The 22,958-nt window shown below is 57.8% G+C and carries 24 protein-coding genes; 4 read left to right on the top strand and 20 right to left on the bottom strand.

Annotated elements, in window-relative coordinates:
- The first annotated feature begins 229 nt into the window (after nucleotides 1-229).
- Complete coding sequence (locus PD282_RS10925; RefSeq protein WP_274650711.1) at nucleotides 230-1,222, top strand: YpdA family putative bacillithiol disulfide reductase; 993 nt, start codon at nucleotides 230-232, stop codon at nucleotides 1,220-1,222.
- Between the two features lie 51 nt (nucleotides 1,223-1,273).
- Nucleotides 1,274-1,471, top strand: coding sequence for a hypothetical protein (locus tag PD282_RS10920; RefSeq protein WP_274650710.1), 198 nt, complete (start codon nucleotides 1,274-1,276; stop codon nucleotides 1,469-1,471).
- A gap of 232 nt (nucleotides 1,472-1,703) precedes the next feature.
- On the opposite strand, the gene PD282_RS10915 is transcribed toward PD282_RS10920, so the two are convergent.
- The 11 genes from PD282_RS10915 to PD282_RS10865 all read right to left on the bottom strand — a co-directional run bounded on the left by PD282_RS10915 (nucleotide 1,704) and on the right by PD282_RS10865 (nucleotide 11,892).
- On the bottom strand, nucleotides 1,704-2,231 hold the full coding sequence (locus PD282_RS10915) for a hypothetical protein (RefSeq protein ID WP_274650709.1): 528 nt from the start codon (nucleotides 2,229-2,231) through the stop codon (nucleotides 1,704-1,706).
- Between the two features lie 208 nt (nucleotides 2,232-2,439).
- Nucleotides 2,440-2,736, bottom strand: a complete 297-nt coding sequence (locus tag PD282_RS10910; RefSeq protein ID WP_274650708.1) for a hypothetical protein — start codon at nucleotides 2,734-2,736, stop codon at nucleotides 2,440-2,442.
- Nucleotides 2,737-2,856: 120 nt separating this feature from the next.
- Nucleotides 2,857-5,163, bottom strand: coding sequence for a thiamine pyrophosphate-dependent enzyme (locus PD282_RS10905; RefSeq protein ID WP_274650707.1), 2,307 nt, complete (start codon nucleotides 5,161-5,163; stop codon nucleotides 2,857-2,859).
- 173 nt (nucleotides 5,164-5,336) lie between these two features.
- On the bottom strand, nucleotides 5,337-6,344 hold the full coding sequence (locus tag PD282_RS10900; protein ID WP_274650706.1) for a 2-oxoacid:acceptor oxidoreductase family protein: 1,008 nt from the start codon (nucleotides 6,342-6,344) through the stop codon (nucleotides 5,337-5,339).
- A gap of 165 nt (nucleotides 6,345-6,509) precedes the next feature.
- Complete coding sequence (locus tag PD282_RS10895) at nucleotides 6,510-7,433, bottom strand: polysaccharide deacetylase family protein (protein WP_274650705.1); 924 nt, start codon at nucleotides 7,431-7,433, stop codon at nucleotides 6,510-6,512.
- Nucleotides 7,434-7,551: 118 nt separating this feature from the next.
- Complete coding sequence (locus PD282_RS10890) at nucleotides 7,552-8,577, bottom strand: phosphotransferase (RefSeq protein WP_274650704.1); 1,026 nt, start codon at nucleotides 8,575-8,577, stop codon at nucleotides 7,552-7,554.
- Nucleotides 8,578-8,582: 5 nt separating this feature from the next.
- On the bottom strand, nucleotides 8,583-9,266 hold the full coding sequence (locus tag PD282_RS10885) for an MOSC domain-containing protein (protein WP_274650703.1): 684 nt from the start codon (nucleotides 9,264-9,266) through the stop codon (nucleotides 8,583-8,585).
- Between the two features lie 196 nt (nucleotides 9,267-9,462).
- Nucleotides 9,463-9,753, bottom strand: coding sequence for a hypothetical protein (locus PD282_RS10880; protein WP_274650702.1), 291 nt, complete (start codon nucleotides 9,751-9,753; stop codon nucleotides 9,463-9,465).
- A 32-nt stretch (nucleotides 9,754-9,785) separates the two neighbouring features.
- Entirely contained in the window at nucleotides 9,786-10,352 is a 567-nt protein-coding gene (locus tag PD282_RS10875; protein WP_274650701.1) for a response regulator, read from the bottom strand.
- Nucleotides 10,353-10,432: 80 nt separating this feature from the next.
- Nucleotides 10,433-11,044 carry a DUF3298 and DUF4163 domain-containing protein gene (locus PD282_RS10870; protein ID WP_274650700.1) on the bottom strand — a complete coding sequence of 204 codons (612 nt, stop codon included), beginning with the start codon at nucleotides 11,042-11,044 and terminating at the stop codon, nucleotides 10,433-10,435.
- A 122-nt stretch (nucleotides 11,045-11,166) separates the two neighbouring features.
- Complete coding sequence (locus tag PD282_RS10865; protein ID WP_274650699.1) at nucleotides 11,167-11,892, bottom strand: phosphonate ABC transporter ATP-binding protein; 726 nt, start codon at nucleotides 11,890-11,892, stop codon at nucleotides 11,167-11,169.
- 152 nt (nucleotides 11,893-12,044) lie between these two features.
- On the opposite strand from PD282_RS10865, the gene PD282_RS10860 reads away from it, so the two are divergent.
- A complete protein-coding gene (locus tag PD282_RS10860) occupies nucleotides 12,045-12,266 on the top strand; it encodes a hypothetical protein (protein WP_274650698.1) in 222 nt (73 codons plus the stop codon).
- Between the two features lie 92 nt (nucleotides 12,267-12,358).
- On the opposite strand, the gene PD282_RS10855 is transcribed toward PD282_RS10860, so the two are convergent.
- The gene (locus tag PD282_RS10855) at nucleotides 12,359-12,496 is read right to left on the bottom strand and encodes a hypothetical protein (protein ID WP_274650697.1); all 138 of its coding nucleotides are present in this window, start codon (nucleotides 12,494-12,496) and stop codon (nucleotides 12,359-12,361) included.
- 115 nt (nucleotides 12,497-12,611) lie between these two features.
- Here PD282_RS10855 and PD282_RS10850 point away from each other — a divergent pair, with 115 nt between their 5' ends.
- Entirely contained in the window at nucleotides 12,612-13,370 is a 759-nt protein-coding gene (locus PD282_RS10850) for an HAD family hydrolase (RefSeq protein ID WP_274650696.1), read from the top strand.
- Nucleotides 13,371-13,531: 161 nt separating this feature from the next.
- Here the strand turns inward: PD282_RS10850 and PD282_RS10845 are convergent, their stop codons facing one another.
- From PD282_RS10845 to PD282_RS10810, 8 genes are all read right to left on the bottom strand, one after another.
- Nucleotides 13,532-15,856: a DNA topoisomerase 3 gene (locus PD282_RS10845; RefSeq protein ID WP_274650695.1), complete on the bottom strand. Its 2,325-nt coding sequence runs from the start codon at nucleotides 15,854-15,856 to the stop codon at nucleotides 13,532-13,534.
- Nucleotides 15,857-15,962: 106 nt separating this feature from the next.
- The gene (locus PD282_RS10840) at nucleotides 15,963-16,334 is read right to left on the bottom strand and encodes a hypothetical protein (RefSeq protein ID WP_274650694.1); all 372 of its coding nucleotides are present in this window, start codon (nucleotides 16,332-16,334) and stop codon (nucleotides 15,963-15,965) included.
- Nucleotides 16,335-16,505: 171 nt separating this feature from the next.
- Nucleotides 16,506-17,993 (bottom strand): glutamate synthase subunit beta, encoded by a 1,488-nt coding sequence (locus PD282_RS10835; protein WP_274650693.1) that lies wholly within the window; start codon nucleotides 17,991-17,993, stop codon nucleotides 16,506-16,508.
- 225 nt (nucleotides 17,994-18,218) lie between these two features.
- Nucleotides 18,219-18,710: a dihydrofolate reductase gene (locus PD282_RS10830; RefSeq protein WP_274650692.1), complete on the bottom strand. Its 492-nt coding sequence runs from the start codon at nucleotides 18,708-18,710 to the stop codon at nucleotides 18,219-18,221.
- Nucleotides 18,711-18,730: 20 nt separating this feature from the next.
- Nucleotides 18,731-19,525 carry a thymidylate synthase gene (gene thyA, locus PD282_RS10825; RefSeq protein ID WP_274650691.1) on the bottom strand — a complete coding sequence of 265 codons (795 nt, stop codon included), beginning with the start codon at nucleotides 19,523-19,525 and terminating at the stop codon, nucleotides 18,731-18,733.
- Between the two features lie 50 nt (nucleotides 19,526-19,575).
- Nucleotides 19,576-20,076, bottom strand: a complete 501-nt coding sequence (locus tag PD282_RS10820; RefSeq protein ID WP_274650690.1) for an acyl-CoA thioesterase — start codon at nucleotides 20,074-20,076, stop codon at nucleotides 19,576-19,578.
- A gap of 119 nt (nucleotides 20,077-20,195) precedes the next feature.
- A complete protein-coding gene (gene lpdA / locus PD282_RS10815) occupies nucleotides 20,196-21,611 on the bottom strand; it encodes a dihydrolipoyl dehydrogenase (protein ID WP_274650689.1) in 1,416 nt (471 codons plus the stop codon).
- A 3-nt stretch (nucleotides 21,612-21,614) separates the two neighbouring features.
- Nucleotides 21,615-22,919: a dihydrolipoamide acetyltransferase family protein gene (locus tag PD282_RS10810; RefSeq protein WP_274650688.1), complete on the bottom strand. Its 1,305-nt coding sequence runs from the start codon at nucleotides 22,917-22,919 to the stop codon at nucleotides 21,615-21,617.
- Nucleotides 22,920-22,958 lie beyond the last annotated feature (39 nt).

Here is a 22,958-nt window from a genome sequence, read left to right as displayed (position 1 = left end):
TTTATTTCATTATGTTAAACTCGCGTTTTCAGCTTATTATACAACATTCCGCCGCCTGTACACAGAGTCAATTGCCCTTTCTGCCGAACCGCTGTCAACCGGAAAACGATGGGGCGGCCGCCTATAGCCGGGAACGAGCGGTCGAAATGTGATAAAATAGAACTCATGGCACGCGGCGGTTCCCATTCATCCGCGCTTTAATCAGGACCAAGGAGGAGCTTTAGCGCAAATGCACGACGAACAAATCATCATCATCGGAGCAGGGCCGTGCGGTCTTGCCGCGGCAATCGATTTGCAGGCAGCCGGCCATAACCCGTTACTCATTGAAAAGCGGAACATCGTGTATTCAATTTCCCAGTACCCGACTTACATGCAGTTTTTCAGCTCTCCGCAAAATTTGGAAATCGGCGGCGTTCCGTTCACGACCGCAGGCGAGAAGCCGTCGCGCCTCGAGGCGCTCAATTATTACCGAACGGTTGCGCTCCGCAGCGGCGTGCGCATCCGAGCTTATGAAACGGTTACGGCCGTCCGGCCGGTTCCCGGAGGCGGATTCGAGGTGCAAAGCGTTACCGGGCACGGAGAGACGTTAACCCGCCGCGCATCGGCCGTCATCGTGGCAACCGGCTATTTCGATCATCCGAACGAGCTCGGCATTCCGGGGGAGCAGCTGGAAAAAGTGAGTCATTTTTTCCGCGAAGCGCATCCGTATACCGGTACGGAGGTTGCCATCATCGGCGGGAACAACTCGGCGATCGATGCCGCGATCGAACTGGAACGTGCGGGCGCCCGCGTAACGATCGTGTATCGCGGCGAAACCTACTCGCCCAGCATAAAGCCCTGGGTGCGTCCGGCGTTCGAAAGCCTCGTTAACAATGGCCGGGTAGCCATACGTTTTTCATCGCGCGTCGTAGAAATCACTTCCCGGGACGTCCTCATCGAAGGTCCGGACGGATCGGAACGGCTGCCGAACGATTTTGTGCTGGCGCTCACCGGATTCCATCCGGACCGCGAGTTTCTGACCTCGATCGGCGTTACGATCGAGCCGGAAGGCTATCCGACTTTCGACGATGAGACGATGGAGACGAACGTGCCCGGCATTTTTTTGGCCGGCGTCGTCGCGTCCAGGCACAAGGCGAACGAAATCTTCATCGAATCGGGCCGCTTCCACGGCCGAAAAATTGCCGATTATCTCAAAAAGGCGCTTCAGGCCGGCGTGGACTAACGGCAGCGCAATCGGAATATCTTTTCATTAATCGTTCCAGGAGGTGTTCGGATGACGATCCTGAAAAGCTTCGCCTTGACCGTCGCGAATCTGACCGGTGAAATGTGGCTCGGCATGGGGCGGAAACCGGATTTTTACGACCGCCAAACCGCCACGGTGCAGACAAAAATCGGCTATGCTGCATTTGTCGCCGCAGCTGCGGCTCTAGCACTCGGGGCTGCCTGCTGGTTAGTCTTGAACATCGGCTGATCGACCAGATGTAAAACGTTATGCCGGCAGCACGGCACATCTGAAGTTTTCTGATTCTTGTCGTCATTTATACGAGCGGCTATTCCCGTCCGGGCAAATGAACGGGCGCGTATCCGGGATCAGCCGGGCCGGAAGCCAATACTCCGCCCTTCATGACAAAAAGGCTTTGATGAACGCCGGCTTCGCCGGGCCGGATCATCAAAACCTTTTTTTGCATTAAAGAGGCACTTCATCACGAATCGAGACCGTCCCTATCAGCCCCCGTGAAGGTGACGACCGTATCAACCTTTTGCAGACGGATGTATTCGTTATTCGTCAAATCGGTCCGGAAGTAGGCGAACATGTACGCCGCCTCCAGGAATGTCAGCCCGGGGTATACCGCGATGTTCTGGTTGGAAAACGGATTATCCAGCAGCACCTGCCACTCCCCGACACGGCCCCGCTCGGGGATGCTGCCGAACAAATACCGTTTCGTGCGGATAATGCCGTCAAATTCCTGCCAGATATAGGTCCACGACGGACTGATGCGGCCGGGCTCCGGAAGGACAAGCCGCCCTAACCGCAGCAGCTCCGCCGCTTGCCCGCATTCCGTTTCGTCGAATTCGCGCAAATAGCCGCGAAAATCGTCCAAAAACCGCCGCACGGCCGCAAAGCCTTCGCTCCGCATCCCTTCGCCGAGCCGAAACGCCTCCGCATCCGCCCCCGTACCCGGCCGAAGCTCCTTCAGCAGTATAAAATGATCGCTCTGCGCGACGTTCATGTCTACCCTCCTAAGCGTTTTCGGAGAAAACGCAACTTCGTAAGCATAAGCTTTGCGTTTTCGGAGAAAACGCAACTTCGTAAGCACTCGCTTTAGCGTTTTCGAAGAAAACGCCGCTTCGTAAGCATAGGCTAAGCGTTTTCGAAGAAAACGCCGCTTCGTAAGCACTCACTTTAGTGTTTTCGAAGAAAACGCTGCTCGGCGGCGTTTAGCGCGGCCGGCTTCTTTCCATGGTGATCGTGCCGTCCCGCCCCAGCAGAAGACGGCGGCCGGAATCGTTGTTCAGCTTGACGTTCATCATCTTGAGCCGGTCTTCACCAATTTCCAGAAGGTCCCAATCAGATCCTTCGCCATAACCGGCGGCGGCCAGCGCATCGCCGGACAGCGCTTCCGCACTTTCCGTATTCTCCCACCAAAGCGCGCCGTAATACATAATATCGTACGCATTGCGCAGCATCCCGGCTGCAACTTCGCCGGTGACCCGGTGCCTCAACACAACCGGCATTCCGCCATTCCTCCCGCCTTCGGCGATCATGCAGCAATGATCGCCTCGATGTCCCTTAAGGGGGACGCTCCAATCAAAACGGGGCGCATATGCGCGCCCCGGATGAACCGTGTCCGCCCTTTACAAATACGGACTTTCGTGCTTGGCTTTCAGCCGCTGCCAGCGGCGCTCGACCTCGTCCTCGAACGATTTGAGCGCTTCCGCGTATTCCGGACGGGTCATATGGCGCGTCTTGCCCATATTTTTCAGCCAGTCGCCGAGCGGAATCCGTTTGCCTTTTTCCTCCGGGTTGAATGTGATCGTCGTTACGCCCTCTTCAACCTCATACAGCGGGAAAAAGCACGAATTGACCGCGTCGTCGATCAGCGTCTGTCCGATTTTCTCTTCCGAAAGCCAGTTCAGCGGGCAGGTGATCAATATTTTTCCGTACACAAGGCCGACGTTCTGCGCGTAGTACTGCGCTTTCGCCGCTTTGCGCAGCAGGTCCTGAGGCACCGATTCCGAACCGGTAAACACGTACGGAATATTCGTCGCGGCCATAATTTGCGCCGTATCCTTATGATGGAACAGCTTGCCGCCCTGATGCTTCCCGACGTTGGACGTCGAGGTGCGGTGGCCGAGCGGCGTTGAGTAGGACAGCTGAGCTCCGGTATTCATGTAGCCTTCGTTATCGTACTCGACAATGATCATTTTATGATTGCGAAGCGCGCTGCCGATCGCCGGACCCATGCCGATGTCCATGCCGCCGTCGCCGGTGATCATGACGAACGTAAAATCGTCCTTCAGGCCGAGATGGTCCAGCTCACCCCGGCGCTTGCGCTCCCAAAACATTTCGACGACGCCGGAAAGCGTGGCCGCCCCGTTCTGGAACAGGTTATGGATATACGTCGCTTTATGCGACGAATACGGGAAGCCGGTCGTGACGACCATGGCGCAGCCCGTTTGATACAGCGCCACGATATCGCCTTCGATGCCTTTGAAGAACAGCTCCAGCCCCGAGAAAATGCCGCAGCCCGGACATGCACCGTGGCCCGGCGCCAGCCTTTTCGGCTTTTTCGTCAGCTGGCGGACCGGCGGCACCTTCACCTTCAGCTTGCCTGTCGATTCGTCGCGGTTAACCGTAATCAGGCCCGTCTTCAGATCCTCGTATTTTAACGGCTCCAGCACGCGCTTCGGCGCTTTGTCCGGATCTCCCGGCGTATGGCCGTAATAATCGAACGCCTTCTCGATTTTGCCCGTATTGGCGGCCTCGATCGCCAGCTCGAAGAAATGATGGCCGTCCTCCGCGTAGAAATCTTTGCCGCCGAGTCCGTATATTCGGCTGATGACGAGCGTATCCTTGACGCCGTGCGTGAACAGCGCCGCCTTGATTTCGTTGGCCATGTTGCCGCCGTGGCCGCCGTACGAATCGGCGCGGTCGCCGATCGTTACCGCTTTGACTCCGCGCAGCGCCTCGGCGATTTCCTTGGCCGGGAACGGACGGATCATGTTCGGCGCGATCGATCCGGCTTTGATGCCTTTCGCCCGGAGCTGGTCGACCACGTCCTTGATGATCTCGGATGCGGAGTTCATCAGGAATACCGCCACTTCGGCATCCTCCATCCGGTACAGGTCGAGTATCGGATAGTCGCGGCCGGTCAGCGCCGCATATTCCTTGCGGATGCGGTCGAATACGACGCCGGCCCTGTACATGGCCATCGACTGCTGATAGCAGTTGTTGATATAATCCGGCTCGTTCATGTAAGGCCCGACCGTGATCGGATTGTTCCGGTCCAGCACGTGCGCGTATCCTTGCGGCGGAAGCTCGCCGATAAACGCATGCACGTCGGAGCGGTTCGCAAACGTTTGGACGCGGCGCTTCTGGTGAGACGTGAAATAGCCGTCGGACGCAACGAGCACCGGTAGACGAACGTCGGAGTCCTCCGCCAGCTTGATCGCCATGATGTTCATGTCGTAAACCGCCTGCGGATCGCGGCACATCAGAATCGGCCAGCCCGTATTGAGCGCAAAATATAAATCCGAGTGGTCGCCGTGAATGTCGAGCGGACCGGATACGGAGCGGCAGACGAGGTTCATCACCATCGGGAAGCGCGTTCCGGACTGCACCGGCATTTGCTCGAGCATATACAGGTAACCGTTCGAGCTTGTTGCGTTAAACACGCGTCCGCCTGCCGCGGAAGCGCCGTAGCAGATACCCGCCGAGCCGTGCTCGCCGTCCGCCGGAATCAGCTTGATATCGTGCTGCCCGTTCGCTTTCATCAAGTCGAGAAATTGCGCCACTTCGGTCGAAGGCGAAATCGGAAAATACCCCATCACATGGTAATTGATCTGATGTGCGGCATAAGCCGCCATTTCGTTGCCGGATTCGTAAACCATGCGCTGTTCGACGGTGCCCCGGCTCACTTCTTTATTGATTTCAATCGCCATAACTGCTGCTTCTCCCCTCTCTTATCGAGCTGACGCAATAAGATCCGTTCCCGCCGCTTATGGCAGCGCGGATAACCGATCAGCCCCCGAGAAAATCGCCTGTATATTCAGTCCATTGGGCCTTGAAACCTTCTATTACCAAATTATGCAGTCCGTATGCCTCCGGGTCCGACTCAGTTTGCAGCCCAGGCGAAGCGATGCGGAACGCGGTGCTCGTCTCCGTAACCGTCCGTTTCCCGCTCGGAGCTGAGCGCTTCGGTCGGGCACGCCACGACGCATTTCAGGCAGCCCTTGCAGTACTGATAATCGATGCCCTGCAGAAACATCTGCGGGCGGCCTTTCTTGTCCGGCTGCTCTTCCCAAACGAAGCAGAAATCCGGGCAGGCCGTGTCGCACGCGGCGCAGTGGATACATTTGTCATCGTCGAAATGCGGCATCATCCCGTTGCGGGAGATGCTCAAATCTTTCAGCACGCTGTTGCCGGGATTCGTGATCATGCCGCCGAGCGGCTGCGTTTCGTAGCCGAGCGCCGGAATGTCCCACCGTTTGAACGCCGGCATCGCCGTACCTTCCGCCAGCTTGAAGGACTGCGACTTCACCTCGTCGTAGCCGCGCTGGAACGTACGGAGGGCCGGTTCGACCGCCTGCGGGTACTTTTTCTCGAGCGATTTGCGGATGATGCCTTTCATATGTTCGAAATCGAGGAAATCGCAAAGCCGGAACAGGCCGCCAAGCATCGCCATATTCACCCGGTTGTTCTCTTCGAGCGCAATGCCGGTGGCATCGACGACGGCGATCGTTCCGCCGAGGAGCTTCATTTTTTCCTTCAGCTGGTCCGGCGTTTTCGAGGAGTTGACCAGTACGACGCTGTCTTCATAAATGCCGCTGATGACGTTGACCGTTTTGGACAAATTTTCGTGAAAAATGCCCACGACATGCGGCCGTTCAACCGGCGTCGTATCGCGGATATTCGTGTCCAGGTCGCAAAACCGGATATGCGCCTTAACCGGCGAGCCTTTCTTCTCCGATCCGTATGAGGAAAAGCTGACCCCATTGAAACCGCTTCCAACCACGCCTGCTTCAGCCAGCATTTTGCCGGCCAGGTTGGCGCCCAATCCGCCGATCGACTCCAGGCGAATTTCGAAGAAACCGAGTTCGTTCTGTTTTGGAAGAACCGCCAATTCCCCCACTCCCTTCCCGATTTATCAGAAAACTTATGAAATTCACAACTATCAGTATACCATTTTTGACAAAAAACGAATAGAGTTTCTTTTCGGCCCGGCTTGTCCGCCGGCTCGTATGGCAGGCCGCTGTTTGGCGCCCCGCTGTACATGCTCGGAGTGCTTTTATTTGCCGAAGCCGGACAGCCGTCTTTGAAGCGTGCGGAGATCGCGCCATCGGATCGGGACGATGCCTTCGGAGCGAATCGTCTGCCGGATATCCGGGTCCCGGAAAAGCTCCATTTCCATTCCCCTGCGCGCCGGCGCCCCGTGAAAGGCGAGCAGTTCGTTCGTCACGAGCGCCGGATGGATTATGATCTCGGATACGCCCGGATGAAGATTGCGGAGCAGCGCGATCATATCCGCCTTGAAGCTGTCATACGTATCGCCGGGGGCCTCATGGAACGGCAGTCCGAGCAAATAATCCAGAACGACGACGCCTTTCGCGTCCGCTTCGCCGGCAAGCTTCGCGGCCTGGCTCGCCAGCTCCGGCGGGGCGATCTGGCCATCCTCAAGCAGCAGGTGGCGCGGCAGCCGGAACGGAAGGCCGAAGCGCGCGCATACGTCGAACACTTCGCTCAAGAAATGCCGGCCTGTCTGCAGGCCATATAAACTGCCCATATGGTTGTCGGCATGCGTAACCTCGATGCCGAGCGCGAGCGCCATTTCCACCTGCGCGGTCAGCTCGTTCTTCACCTGCACCGGATCGGCCTGCCGCTCGAACGTTTTGGTGTCCTTCGGGAAATAGCCTTCACCGGTCACAAGCGAATTCGTTGCGCCGCCGCGGTTCACCGGCCCCCATTTCATCAAATCCCATTCACTCGTAAACGTAAAATGGACGCCGACGTCCAGATGAGGGTGACGGGCGCTCCAAAGCGCCGCCTCCCTCGCCCAAGGGCACGGCATCATCACAGTCGCCGAAGAAACGACGCCATCGGCCAGCAGCTGCTGGATGCCCTGGTTCGTCGAATGGCATAAACCGAAGTCGTCGGCGTTTACAATCAGAAGCCGGTCCTGAGGACCGTAGCCGAGCGCTTGCGCGAGATTCATCGCCGCTTTCCTCCCGGGTGTTTTCTTTTTCATTTTCGCTCATCTTATATGTATATGGCGGTTCCGAAGCCGATGATGCTTCGAAAAATATCCGCCTGTCTACCATCCTCCGCCGCCATTACGCGAAATACCGTTCGAACAGCGCCGCCAGCGCGCCGCGATGACCGTCCAGCCATTCCGTCACGAATGCGGCTCGCCTGATCTGCCCTTCCCAGACAGACCCCGGATCGAGTCCTTCGCGAAACCTCCCGGCAAAATGGAGAACAACATCCATCATCCGCAGCTTGATCAGTTCGGGCAGCAGCCGGATCTCGTCTCCGCTCAGCCGGACATGCCGTCCGAAACCTTCGCAGAACAGAGCGAACTTGTCCAGCGCCGCTTCAAGGTCCGCGTCCGGGAATTCGGCAAGCACGACCGCCGGCTCCATCGCACGGGCGTCCACCGCGCAAAATTCGAAATCGAGCAGGCCGGCGATTTGATCCTCCCTGGCAACCGCGTTCGTAAAGTTTAGATCGCCGTGAATCCATTGGCGCGGCAGCGCGGCGAACCGTTCCTTCAGCGCAGCGAGCCGTACCCGCTCCGCAAGCAGCAATTCAAGCTCCCGCCTGCAGCCGCCCGTCCCGGATTCGCGCTCCGCAAGCCGGTGAAGCACCTCGCCTTCAGCCCAGCCGTGCGTTTCCGCGAAATCATAATAAGGCGTGTATAGAGGCGCCGCCGCAATTGAAGCCGTTTTCAGCGCGACGGACAGCTCGCCGGCCGCAGCCCCGAGCCCCCGGATATGGTCCCTGTCATCCGCGGACGGACGAGTGCCCTGGATATAGCCGTACAGCGCAGCCAGCTTGCCGTCCTTCGCCGCCGTAATCGTTCCGCCGCCGCGATTCGACACCGGGCGGGGCACCTGAAACCTCAGCCGAGAGCGCGACAGCCCGAGCAGGACGGCGTGCTCGACAGTAACGATTGCCGGGTCGCAGTGGTTGTCGTATACGCGCAGCACGTATTTCCGGCCGTCCGCGTATACCATGCGCGTCGTGTTGTTCATGCCGCTTTCTTCCTTAACGGCCCGCCACGGTTCGTCAAATGCATACTGCTCCAAAAAGACGGCAAATCTGCTTCCATCCGCCGCCTTCGTTCCCGGACGCTCCATCATCTTCACGCCTGCAGTCCGGCGAGCCGGAACTCGAATGATTTCCGCCAGCTGTCCGACAGTTCCGCTATGCCAAGCAGACGTTTCATGCCGTTAATATCCGATTTGTCCCGGTATTGCAGCCGGTTCGCTTCGGCGATCGTCATCCCCTCCGGATGGCGCCGCTCCAGTATCAGCTCATCGCCCTCCGCGACCTTCCCCTCCCGGAGCACGCGGAAATAAAAGCCTGTATACCCAAGCAGCTGCACAAGGTCCGGAAGGTCCTGCCGGCCGTGTTTCAGGCCGAGCTTGAAGCAAGGCTGGCGGGGCTGGCTCACCTGCAGCAGCGTGGTCCCGACGTGCACGGTATCGCCGATACAAAGCGAACGCTCGTCCAGGTCCGATACCGTGAAATTTTCGCCGAAGGCACCGAAGGCCAGCGCCGCACCAAGCTCCTTTTCCCAAAAATCGTAATGCGCGAACGGGTAAACGCAGACCGCCTTGTCCGCGCCTCCGTGATTGACCAGATCGGCTTGAGCGTCGCCTTCGAGACCGGTCTTCGACAGCTCCAGCGGCCTGCCTGCCGGCTGCTTGAATATCCCGGTTTGCACTTCCTTCGAGCCGTGCCGGACGGAAATCGGACGCGCGATATTTAAGGACATTAATTTTCCGAGCGTTGGCATCGTTTCGCCTCCATCCGCATTGATCATGCTGCTGCTCTCCTCTGTTTGTCGAAAATAATCTCAATCTGTTGCATCCTGCGCTTCCCCGGGAAATGGCCGCAGACGGCCGGGAAATTTTATGGCGGGACATGTTACGGATTGAATTTTCGGTCCATTTCATCGAAGGCGTGGAAGCCGTCTGACAAGCGTCACCGTTTCAGCCGAAATACGCCCCCGGCACAAGCTAGCGGCGCAGCGCCGCAAACATGACGGCAGCCCCTGCGGCAAAAAGCGCGGCATGGATGACGGCCGAATTGATTTTGCTTTTGCGGGGCAAGTATTTGAGCACCATAACGTTGACCGCGGTAATCATCGCGACGTAGACAATGGCGATAAGGGCGCCTGCCAGCTTCTGCTTTGCCGTGGAAGGGGACATCAATCCATACGTCAGGACAACCGTTCCGCCCAGCACGTACGGAAAAACAAGACCGAGCAGCAGATGAACGGCGGCTCCAATCCATTGAACGGGCTTCATATGATCTCGGTGCCTCCTCTTGGATGTATCGTTCAACCGCCCAATTCGGAAATCACAAACGATTTTACGTATTCGATATCAAACGGCTTCGTAAAAAAAGCGCGTACGCCGAGCCGATTGGCGGCTTCCTGCTTGTCCGGATCGCTGCTGGCCGTAATCATGGCAACCTTCACGTCGGGACGGAACGCGCGGATCGCCTCCAACACCTCGATTCCGTCCATATCCGGCATTTTCAGATCGAGCAGAATAAAACCGATCCCCTTATTGCGGGCCTGCTCGATCGCCGAACGGCCGTTGGAAGCTTCATATACCGTCAGCCCGCCGAGCTCGAGCAGCTCCCGCAGCAGCATCCGGATCGCCCGCTGGTCGTCGGCGATCAGGACGCCGCAGGGCAGCGCGCCTTTTTGCGCCGGATCCGGCTTGGACGCCGGCTCAGGCGGCGGCGCGCCGGCATCGGCTGCGGGCCCGGGCTGCCGCTCCGGGATGAAAGCCTGCGGCTGCGGGCGTGTCGTTCCCGCTGTTCGACGGCTCAGCCTGCCGCGGAGGAACAACACGGCGGTGAAGGCAATTAAAACGAGTATTGCGATTCCAACGATCATCTTAGAGCGCTCCTTCATGTTGTCCGGACCGCCCTGCCGGCGTCCGCGGGCAGGCTCGCCTGCTCCCTGCGGCATGCCGATTAGTCGTTAACGGTCATAGGCGCGAGAGGACCGTTCGGATTGATGATATCCGTCAGGTCGTAAACCGAAATCGGAAAATAAGGAAAACCGAATGCATATGGCGCAAGCTCGTAGAGCGCGAAATAAACGACCAGCGACCGGTCGGCGATATAAAAAGGCTGATCCGGCCGTATGGACTCGAATGGCTCGATGGTTGCGATTTGGCGGGCTTGAATTTGCAGTTTGATCAGATCGGACAGCCGCCTGACGTAAGGGCTGCCCGGCTTGAACAGCTCCGGCAGCGTATACGATTTGCCGCTGCCCATATCGAAAGTCAGCGATTGCTGCAGTGTGAGGCCGTGGGCTCCGCCCGTATACGCATAATTAAACAGCGACAGGCTGAGAATCCCTTTTTGATTGTTTTTGATTTCGAACCAACCCTGCATTTCGGCACGGGGATCGTCCAGCGACCCTTGTCCGGCGACCAGCTCGCGGACGGCGGCTCGGATCGCTTCGTTGATGGCGTTGCGCGCGGCCGCATTGTGCAGACCGCTGATGACGGGAACCCAGAGCTCCGCTTTCGGAAACGTGATTCTGGAGGCGTGAACGACCGCCGGGAATTGAAAAGCCATGCCCTAGACACCTGCCTGTTATAGGTTGATGCTCCATTGTATGCCGGCGGCTTGCTCCCTTTTCCAGATATGTCGCTTTGTAAGCGCCCTCGTAACCGATTCGATTCAGGCATTAAGCCCGGTTACAGCAGCATTTTCTCCCGTTCGGTCATTCTGCGTCCCCGGATATCGAGCACCAGCCTTCCGGCGTTAAGCCCGACAATGCGGTCGGAGAAGCGCTCCGCCCAATCGCCCTGATGAAGCACGGCGACCACGGATATGTTCTGCGTCCGGCACATCTGCTTCAGGTCGGTCAGTACCCGCTCGGCCGTATGGGGATCGAGGCCCGATACCGGCTCGTCCGCCAGCAGCGTATTGGCGCCATGCACGATCGCCCTTGCCACCGCGACGCGCTGCCGTTCGCCGCCGCTCAGCTTTTCCGCTTTCATGTGCGCTTTGTCGAGCAGCCCCATTTTCTCGATGACGTCCATCGCGCCCATGTAATCGTCACTCCGCACCATACCGGTAATTCTGCGAAAAATCGGCGTCTGGTAGGCGGCACCGATCAAAACGTTTTTCAGGGCCGTTCGGTTCGGGTACAGAATCGGTTTTTCTTCGAGGTAAGCGATTTCCCGGCGGATTTTCATCAAGCCGGACAATCCTTTGTTCAATATATCGACGCCATCCACCATATAGGAGCCGCCGCTCCATTTCTCCCGCAAAGCCAAACATTTCAGCAGCATCGACTTGCCGCTTCCGCTCGCTCCCTTGACGGCAATGAATTCGCCAGGCTGTATATCCAGCGATATGGCCGACAGCACCTCCGGACCGCCCGGAATTCGCTTCGACAAATTGATGACTTTTATCATGACAGGCGCTCCTTTAACCATCGGAAAGTCAATTCTATTTATCTAGTTTACGGGAAACAAAAAATAGTTTCCATCCGAACAAATGTTTGGTATAATCAAAACAGAACAAACGTTCTGTTTTCTCTCGTCTTTTCAAAAAGGAGGTTGATCATATGCGCAACTGTGAAAACTACCGTTTTATCGAGAAGCACCGGCCGTTTCGGGACTTGACGTTCAAGTTTTATGCCGACGGCACGCTCACCATTATCGACAATACGGCGGGGGAGGTGATCACGCCTCGCGATTTGAAAGGCGAGAGCTATGATTTCTACGTGCGCAAACGGATCGCATTCATCAAGCGGGATTTGAACGCCAAAAAGCTAAAATATGCCTGAAGCCGCCCGGAGTCCGGCGTTGCCGCTTCGCCGCGCGCCTCGCATCCGCTCGGACGCGGAGCGGGGCGCGTTTATTTTGAAGCGTTATCCGATCATGGCTTTTCCTTATTTACACCGTCCAGGCTGGCCGGCCGTTCGGCTATTTTTCGGCTGTCCGGCGTTCTCGCTTCTTCCCTGACGCTCGATTCGTTCGATTTGTTCTCCTTCTCGTCCGCTTTATTCCATGGCATCGCTCTCACCTCCGGTTACAGTATTTGTTAAATCATCGGTCCGTATGCGATTTGACGTTTCTTCATAGAATGGAGTAGATTGGTTATACGGAATTACTGAGAAGGGGCCATACGGATGACACAAGAGAATAAACAAACGATATTGTTCGATTTGGACGATACATTAATTTACTGCAACCGTTATTTTTATCTGGTCATCAATCAATTTATCGATGCAATGGCTTCCTGGTTTGGCGGCTGCGGCATCTCCCCGGATACGATCAGGGACAAGCAGACGGAAATCGATATTGCCGGCGTCCAGGTCATCGGATTTGCAAGCGATCATTTTCCTCAATCTTTTGTGGAATCTTATCGGTATTTCTCCGATTTGACGGGCCGGGCCCGTTCGGCTGTCGAGGAGGATTTGCTCTGGAAGCTTGGGCGAAGCGTGTACGAGCATGAAGTGGAGCCGTATCCGAATATGGAGGAAACGCTCAACAAGCTGTCGGAGCAAGGGCACGACCTGCACTTATACACGGGCGGGGAGCTGCTCATTCAACAGCGAAAAATTAAGCTAATGCGGCTCGAGCGTTATTTCGGCACGCGAATTTATGTACGGCCGCATAAAAACCTTGAAGCGATGGAGAGGATCTTGACGGAGGGCGGCTTTCCCCGCAGTTCGACATGGATGATCGGCAACTCGATTCGCACCGACGTCCTGCCTGCGCTCACAGCGGGGATCAACGCCATTCATATGAAGAGCGAAGAAGAATGGGCTTATAACATAGTCAACATTAACGTGCCGCCGCAAGGCGCGTTCTTGACGCTTTCCGATTTAAAGGATGTTCCTCCGAATATCAGCGACTACGTCCGGCGCCGGTCCGGTCAAGGATAGAACGGCATTGCAGAGCTTACAGACAACGGTTTTTCTCGCGTTCCGGTCAGGGTGTTCCGCATCTTATTGCCGGAAGCCGAGGCAGGCTTGCTATTCATGGCCATGTTCGACCATGAATAGCAAGCCTGTTTGTTGTGACCCGTTTGACGGTCTTAAACCCGTTATGAGGACGTATGGACGAACCGCACGGTTCCTTTCGACGGATCGGTTAAAATCAGCTTGCCGGATGAGGCGGACCCGTCCGCCGACTTGACGGACATTTTGCGCGTCTCCCCTTTCACCGCGAGCGACTTGGCCATGGCGGACGTCACTTTTCGCCCCTGCTGCTCCTTCCAAATGACGAAGGTGCACCCTTCGCGAAATCGCAAGCAGCCGTAGCCGCGCTTGCCTTCGACCAGACTGCCGCCGCAGCCGGGCCGGGGACACGGCGCGATAACCCGCGGCGCCTCGGCATCGGCTGTCCGAACCGCCGCCTTCGGCCCGGTGCCCGCCGCCCGCTCCGATAGCTCCGTACGGCTGCTCGTCCGCTTCAAGCCTCCCCGACTTCCCGTTCCGGTCGAGGCTCGCGCTTTGCGTCCGGACCCTTTGGTCCGCTGCTTCGTACCGGGTTCCTTCGCCGACGCAAACAGACTCGAGTCGGCCGGGCGCTGCAGCCGCACCTTCTGCACGATCAGCTCGGCGAACTGCTTCACCTTTTCCATGAAGGACTCGTCCGAAGCCTCGCCTTTTGAAATTTGGTGCAGCCGCTGCTCCCAGCGTCCGGTCATCTCGGGAGAAGCCAACAGCTCGACGCCCGCTCCGCGGATCAGCTCGATGGCCGCACACCCTTTCGCCGTAATATCGAGCCGTTTGCCGGAAGGCTTGATATAGCCGACCTGCTTCAAACGTTCAATCGTAGCTGCGCGGGTGGCCGGCGTTCCGAGCCCCGTTTCCTTCATTGCGTCGCGAAGCTCCTCGACCTCAATCGATTTGCCTGCGCTCTCCATCGCCTTGAGCAGCGTGCCCTCGGTATACGGCTTCGGCGGTTGGGTCGCCTTCTCGAGCGCCTCAGCATCCTCGCACCGCACCGGCTGGCCGGCATCGACGGTAAACGGCTTGTCGGTCGTCAGCAGCTCGTCGGCGGCGTCATCGGCCGGATCGTCGTTTTTCTTTCTGGCGTTTTTCCGGGCGGAGCTTTCGCCTTCGTCCTTGCTCAGCACAACCCGCCAGCCCGGGTCGAGCTGCTCTTTCGCCCGCGTCCGAAACGTCTCTCCCTCCACCTCGGTCATCACCTCGTGATTGCGATATACCGCAGGGGGATAATAGTGGGACAAGAATCGCCGGACGATCATATCGTACAAATTGCGTTCCTCGGCGCTGAGCGCGCCGGGCTTTTTCGGCGTCGGCAAAATCGCGTGGTGGTCCTCCACTCTCGCCGGATTGCAGACGGCTCTGTTCCCTTTATGGACTCTGCCGCGGTCCGCGCCTTCAACCAGCTCGGCATATTCCGTTTGCTTCAGCATATTCAGCACGCTGCCCATCACCGGGATGTTTTCTTCCGTCACATAGTTGGAGCTGGTACGCGGATATGTAATGAGCTTATGCTTCTCGTAAAGCGCCTGCGCGATATCGAGCGTTTTTTTGGCCGGGTAGCCGAACCTGCCGTTTGCTTCACGCTGCAGCAGCGTCAGATCGTACAGACGGAACGGATATTCTTTCGTTTCGTTCGTTTCAAAGCTCACGATCCTGCCCGGCTTCCCTTTAACCTTTGCGGCCAGCGATTCGGCTTTTTCCCGCTCGGTGATCCGGTCTCCGACCCATATCCCTTTATAAGCGGCCTTCGGCTGAGCGAAAGCGGCTTGTACGACGAAAAACGTCTCGCTCGTAAACGCGGCGATTTCCCGATGCTTGTCATACAGCAGCGCCAGCACCGGGGTTTGCACGCGGCCGACCGACAGCAGCTCCCGGTGACGAATCGTAAATGCGCGCGAGGCGTTCATGCCGATCAGCCAATCCGCTTCGCTGCGGGCCCGGGCCGCGCGCGTCAGCGGCTCGTATTCCCGGTCGCTTCGCAGCAAGCCGAACCCTCGCCGGATCGTCTCCGGCGTCAAATCGGATATCCACAGCCGGTCGACCGGCTGCTTCAGATTCAAATATTGCCGGATAAAATGGAAGATCAGCTGGCCTTCGCGTCCGGCATCGCAGGCATTGACAAGCCGGGAGCACCGCTTGGCGAGCTCGCCGATCGTCTTCAGCTGATCCTTCGTGCGCGGGTTCGGCCACAGCTTGAACCTGTCCGGTATAATCGGCAAATCGGCGTCGTTCCAACGTTTGTACCGCGCGTCGTAATGATCCGGCTCGGCCAGTCCGATCAAATGGCCGATCGCCCACGTGATGATATACCGTTCGCCCTCCAAATAAGTGCGCTTATTTTGGGCTTTCGGCTCGATCGCGGCCGCAATCGTCCGGCCCATGTCCGGCTTCTCGGCAACAATTAACGTCTTCAATGTTTCCCCTCCGAATGTCGCATGACGCGAATACGACTGATCCGCAGCAGTTCTTGGGTCATGACCCGTTTCGTCTGCTCTTGCTATAAGTCTACCATACCGCTCCTCAGCTTGTGGAGGAGTGACCGGCAATGGCGGCCTGGACTTCCGGCCCTTCGATATAGGCGCGGATCTGCTCTTTCTCTCCCGCCGTAAATTGAAATTCACAGTCGCAGCCTTCGTCGAGCGGCACGATTTGCGCAATGACGCCTCCCGACGTGCAGATCACGAGCGCCGTCAGGTCGGTCAATCCCTCCGGTACGGGGGTTTGTTCGGCCAGCTCCATCCGCAGCTCGATATCGACCCATTGTTCGTCTCTCTGCTCGATGCGCGGGTGGAAGGCGGTAAATGACAGCTCCGTTGTATGATCGGCTCCATATTGAATCACGAGATTCTCCCCTTTCTTCGAACACAGCCGGAGCTGTAAAATCCTTATCATCGTTCGCCGCCTGTTGAGACGGCAAACCGCTTGGGTCCACAAGGTCATCCAATGAAAATGCCAAAAACGACAAAAAGCGCCCGCAGGCGCTGAAAGTCATTCGGCCGCGTTTGTTGGCGTCCGATAAAGAAACGGCTAATGCCGTGAAGCAGTTGAAAAAGTCGAATATGATTACGGAAGCATCGTGGAGCCCATCAGAAAGCGGTCCGCCTCGCGTGCCGCTTCGCGGCCTTCGTTAATGGCCCAAACGACAAGGCTTTGTCCGCGGCGCATATCGCCGGCGGCAAATACTTTGTCGACGCTCGTCCGGTAGTCGCCGTATTTCGCTTTTACGTTGGAGCGGCGGTCCTGCGCAATGCCAAGCTGATCGATAATCGTGTTTTCCGGTCCTTCAAAACCGACGGCGATCAGCACGAGATCCGCCGGCCACACTTGCTCGGTGCCCGGAATTTCTTTGTAGATTTTACGTCCTTCCGCATCGACGTAGCGCTCGATTTGGATCGTGTGCAGTTCCTTCACGTTGCCGTTCTCGTCGCCGACGAATTTCTTCGTCAGGACCGAAAACGCACGCGGATCGGAGCCGTACAACGCGCGGGCTTCCTCCTGCGCATAATCCAGCGTATACACGTTCGGGAACTGCGGCCACGGGTTGGTCTCCGGATCGCGTTCGAGCGGCGCTTTCGCATGCGTACCGAACTGCGTAATCGATTTGCAGCCGTGACGGAGCGCGGTCGCCACGCAGTCCGTTCCGGTGTCGCCTCCGCCGATGACGATGACGTTCTGGTCTTTGGCCGAAATATAGTTCCCGTCTTCCAGATTCGAATCGAGGTAGCTTTTGATCGTTCCGTTCAAGTAATCCATGGCCAAATGGATGCCTTTCAACTCACGGCCTTCGATTTGAACCTCGCGCGCTTTCGTCGCTCCGCCGCAAAGGACAACCGCATCGAAATCGTCGACGAGCTGCTGCGCCCCGATATCTTTGCCGATTTCCGTATTGGTGACGAATTGAACGCCCTCGGCTTCGAGCAGATCGACGCGGCGCTGGACAACTTTCTTATCCAGCTTCATCGTCGGGATGCCGTAGGTGAGCAAACCGCCGATCCGGTCGGCGCGCTCGTATACGGTTACCGTATGACCCGCCTTGTTCAGTTGGGCGGCGCAGGCGAGACCGGCCGGGCCGGAGCCGACGACGGCCACGCGCTTGCCGGTACGCATTTTGGGAGGCTCAGGCACGACCCAGCCTTCCTCGAAGCCTTTGTCGATGATGGCCTGCTCGATCGTCTTGATCGTCACCGGATCGCCGATCAGGCCTACCGTGCACGAGCCCTCGCATGGAGCCGGACAAACCCGTCCCGTAAATTCGGGAAAATTGTTCGTTTTATGCAAACGGTCGAGCGCTTCGCGCCACAATCCGCGATAGATCAAATTGTTCCACTCGGGAATCAGGTTGTTGACCGGGCAGCCCGAAACCGAGCCGTACATTTCGATCCCGGTATGACAGTACGGAGTTCCGCAATCCATGCAGCGGGCGCCCTGCGTGCGCAGCTGATCTTCGCTGAAATGTTTATGAAATTCGTCCCAATCCTTGATCCGCTCAAGCGGATCGCGGTCGGCGGGCAGCTCGCGTTTATAGTCCATAAATCCAGTAGGTGTAGACATGATCGCTTAATCCTCCATCCATTTCCCTGTTGCCAACTCTACCATCTGTTAAAACTATATCGGGAAAACGCTCATTATTCAATATCAAACTTTCCCCACCCGGAGCGGGAAGTCATTTTCACTATCGTAGCAAGTGCGCCGATTCCGTGAAATGGATTTTCCGTACAATCATTTGTACTATATAACATAACGTTCGTCAATCCTAAGATGCCGAGTGCGCCTCGTTCAAGGCTTTCGCTCGTAGGTCCGGATGCAAAAATCGTATGCGTTCTTCTCGTCCTTCGGATGCGCTTCGGTGCCGGTCAGAAGCCATTCGCCCGGGTCGAAAACGGGAAAGAAGGCGTCCCCTTCCGGCTCCGCATCGATCTCCGTCAGCAGCAGCTTATCCGCAGCAGGCAGGAAAAGCTTGTACACCTCCGCGCCGCCGATCACAACCAGTTCTTCGCCTGCGGCAAAGCGTTCGATCGCTTCCTCTGCGGAGCGGACCGTTTCGCAGCCCGCGAACACCGCGCCCGCCTGCCGCGTCAGGACGACATTGCGCCGGTCCTTCAGCGGTTTCCCGCCAAGCGATTCGAACGTCTTCCTCCCCATCAGCACCGTCCTGCCGAGCGTCGACCGGCGGAAATGCGCCATTTCGGCCGGCAGCCTCCAGGGCATGCCGTTATTTGCGCCGATGACCCGGTTTTTCGCCATCGCGGCGATCAGTGTTATGGACATTCCGCAAAGCCCGCTCCTTCCTAAACGGCGACTTCGGCTTTAATCGTCGGATGATGCTTGTAGCCGACAATTTCGAAGTCGTCGAACCTGTAATCGAAAATCGAGTCCGGCTTTCGTTTGATGACCAGCTTCGGCAGCGGATACGGCTCGCGAGTCAGCTGCAGCTTGACCTGCTCAAAATGATTGCTGTAAATATGAACGTCGCCGCCCGAATATACAAGTTCGCCGGCTTCAAGGCCGCACTGCTGGGCGATCATGTGCGTCAGCAGCGCATATTGCGCAATATTGAAAGGCAGTCCGAGAAACGTATCCGACGAACGCATCGTCATCATGCAGGACAGCTTCCCGTCCGCCACGTAAAATTGAAAAACGAAATGGCATGGCGGCAGCTTCATCCGGTCGATTTCCGCCACGTTCCACGCACTGACGATATGACGCCGCGAATCGGGGTTCCGCCTGATCGATTCGACCACCTGGGCGATCTGGTCGATCCTGCGACCGTCCGGCGTTTCCCAGGCGCGCCACTGCGAGCCGTATACCGGCCCGAGATCGCCGTTCGCGTCGGCCCATTCGTCCCATATCGTCACGCCGTTCTCCTGCAAATAGCGGACGTTCGTGTCCCCTTTTAAGAACCAAAGCAGCTCATGGATGATCGATTTGACATGCACCCGTTTCGTCGTCACAAGCGGAAAGCCTTCCGCCAGGTCGAAACGGAGCTGCCGCCCGAACACCGAACGCGTACCCGTGCCGGTCCGGTCGGCTTTATCGGTTCCGTTCTCCAACACGTCCCTCAGCAAGTCCAAGTAGTCTTTCAAACCTGCAGACTCTCCCCTCATCGGCAATCTTCATCTCTTTATCATACCATTTAGCCTTCGTTTTGTCTGTCCCGATTTCGGTCCTGCTTGCGTTCCATTCGCTGGCTATACCGTTCCGGGGCGGTTGCGTGCAGCGTCTTCTCTTCCTCCGTTTCCGGGACGACAGCCGCCACGAGCGTCGGTCTGCCGTTCTCGTCCAAGGCCACGAAGGTGAAAAAAGCGGTGACCGCCGTTCGCCGTTCCCCCGTATACACGTTTTCGGATTGAACCTTGACGAACACTTCCATCGAGCTGTTGTGCGTCCAGGTGACGGCAGCGGCCACTTCGATTACCTCTCCGACCCGGATCGGCGCGACAAAATCCAGGCTGTCAGTGGACGCGGTCACGACGGGCCCGCGCGCATGTCGCATGGCGGTAATGGCCGCGATTTTGTCCATGTACTCCATCAACTTGCCGCCGAACATCGTGCCGTGGTAATTCGTATCCGACGGAAAAATAAGCTGCGTCATCGTGGAACGGGATTCGCTTGCGGATTTGCTTTGCTTTGCCATGCGTGCGCGGCCCCCTTTAAATTCGGGCTTGTTTCAACCCGGGCGGAAAATGCACAAAAGAGGTCCAGCCGCTTCAAGCGGGCTTGACCTCTTGCTCTGAACCAAAATAACAAGGCAAATTATTTGCCGATCGCGTGAATCGGATGACCAAGCGCCACCTCGGAGGCATCGAGCACGATTTCGCCGAGCGTCGGATGCGCATGAATCGTCAGTGCGATATCCTCCAGCGTCGCGCCCATTTCGATCGCCAGCCCGAGCTCGGCGATCATGTTCGACGCTTCGATACCGGCAATTTGCGCGCCGAGCACAAGCCCCGTATCGGCGTCGGACACGATTTTGACGAAGCCTTCGTTCACGCCGAGCGACAGCGCGCGGCCGTTAATATTGAACGGGAAGCGGCCGACCTTGACATTGTGGCCTTTTTCCTTCGCTTCCTTCTCGTTGTAGCCGACGCTCGAGCATTCGGGGTCGGAGAAGACGACGAGCGGAATGCATTTGTAATCGATCACGCTCGGCATCCCCGCAATCGCTTCGGCTGCGACTTTGCCTTCGTACATCGCCTTATGCGCGAGCGCGGGACCGGCCGTAATATCGCCGATCGCGTAAATATGCGGAATGCTGGTGCGGCACTGCTCGTCGATTTCGATCAGCCCGCGGTCGGTCAATTTCATGTTGATCAGGTCGAGACCGAGCTCTCCGTCCGTGTTCGGACGGCGGCCGACCGTTACGAGCAGGTAATCCGCGGTCACCTGCTTGTCTTCGCCGCCGGCGGTATACGTCACCGTGACGCTGCTGTCCGTCTGCTCCGCGCTTTTCGCCTGCGCGCCGGTCACGATTTCGGCTCCCGCGCCCTTCAGCTTCCGCGCGACGAGCGAGGACATATCCGTATCGAAGCCGGGCAAAATCGTGTCCGCGCCTTCGATGATCGTCACCTTTGCGCCGAAACGGGCGTACATTTGGCCGAGCTCGATGCCGATGTATCCCCCGCCGATAACAACGAGGCTCTTCGGAATTTCCGGCAGCGACAGCGCCTCGGTCGACGAAACGATGCGTCCGCCAAAAGGGAACGCCTTCAGCTCGATCGGCCGGGAGCCGGTGGCGATGATGCAGTTTTTGAAGCGGTAGCGAGGTGCCTCATGCTCGTTGAAAACGCGGGCTTCGTTCTCGTTGATGAACATGACTTCGCCGCCGAAATATTGAATTTTGTTCGCTTTGAGCAGCGTTGCCACGCCGCCGGTCAGCTTTTTGACCACGCCGTCCTTGAACGCCTGCACCTTGCTCCAGTCGACGTTCACGTCTCCGGCCGTGATGCCGAACGAGGAAGCGTGCGTCATCGATTCGTATTGATGCGATGCCGAAATCAGCGCTTTGGAAGGAATGCAGCCCACATTCAAACATACGCCGCCGACGTATTGTTTATCCACGACAAGCACGTTTTGGCCGAGCTGAGCGGCGCGTATCGCCGCCACATAACCGCCGGGGCCTGCTCCGATGACCAGCGTATCGATATCGAGTGAAGCGTCGCCTACGACCATGGGTTACACCTCCATAACCAGCAATTGCGGATCGGCCAGCAGCTGCTTGATATAGTTCAGGAAATTTTGCGCCGTTGCGCCGTCGATGAGACGGTGATCGAAGCTGAGTGACAGCGCCATGACCGGAGCCGCAACGATCTCGCCGCCGCGTACGACCGGCTTCTCGCTGATCCGGCCCGTGCCGAGAATCGCGACCTCCGGGAAGTTGATGACCGGAGTGAAAAACATGCCGCCGGCGGAGCCGATATTCGTAATGCTGATCGTGCCGCCCTTCATTTCGTGCGGGGCGAGCTTGCCGTCGCGGCCGCGCGTAGCCAGATCCCGGATCTCGTCCGCGATCATCCAGACGCTCTTGCGGTCGGCATCGTGAATGACGGGAACGATCAGCCCGTTCTCGGTGTCGGTCGCAATGCCGATGTTGTAATATTTCTTATATACGATCTCCTGCTTCTCTTCGTCAAGCATCGAGCTCATGACCGGGAACTGGCGGCATGCCGCTACGAGCGCTTTGACGATGAACGGCAGGTAGGTCAGCTTGACGCCTTTCTTCTCGGCGAGCGGCTTCGCTTTCGTACGGAGCGTGACAAGCTCGGTCACGTCGACCTCGTCCATCAGCGTTACGTGCGGAGCGGTGTACACCGACTTGGTCATCGCGTTTGCGATCACTTTGCGAATGCCCTTGAACGGCACGCGCTCTTCGACGCGTTCGCCGGTCGGCACAGCTGCGGCCGCCGCCGGCTTCGCGTCGGCCGCCGCTTTCTCCGGAGCCGGAGCAGCCGCCGCAGGCGCTCCGCCCGCCGCAAAGCCGTCGATATCCTCGCGGGTGATGCGGCCGTTCTTGCCGGTACCGGTTACGGCACCGATATCGATGCCCTTCTCGCGCGCGTATTTGCGCACGCTTGGCGTCGCCAGGACGAGCCCGCCCTGCGCTTTCGCCGGAGCCGCCGGAGCTTCCGCGGCTGCCGGTGCCGCCGGCTCGGCCTTCGGCGCTTCCGCCGCCGGAGCCGGAGCGGATGCCGACTCATCGTGTCCGCCGCCGGCCGCTTCCGGCTGGGCCGGCAGCTCCCCTTCGGCGTCGATGACGGCGACAAGCTCGCCGACGCGGCATACTTGTCCGTCTTTTACGAGCACCTCAAGCACTTTGCCGTTTACGGGACACGGCACTTCCACAATCGCTTTATCGTTCTGTACTTCCATGATGATATCTTCGTCCGTTACCGTTTGGCCCGGCTGGATATTCATTTTTATAATTTCGCCTTCGTGCAGCCCTTCGCCCAGCTCAGGGAAACGATACTCAAATTTCGCCACTTTCCGCGACCTCCTTCTTCATCTTGGCGCCCTGCCGTT

This window comes from Paenibacillus humicola (genome assembly GCF_028826105.1).
Classification (GTDB): Bacteria; Bacillota; Bacilli; order Paenibacillales; family Paenibacillaceae; genus Paenibacillus_Z; species Paenibacillus_Z humicola.
Note: the sequence above shows the minus strand (reverse complement) of the source record. Positions and strands in the feature narration are given on the sequence as shown.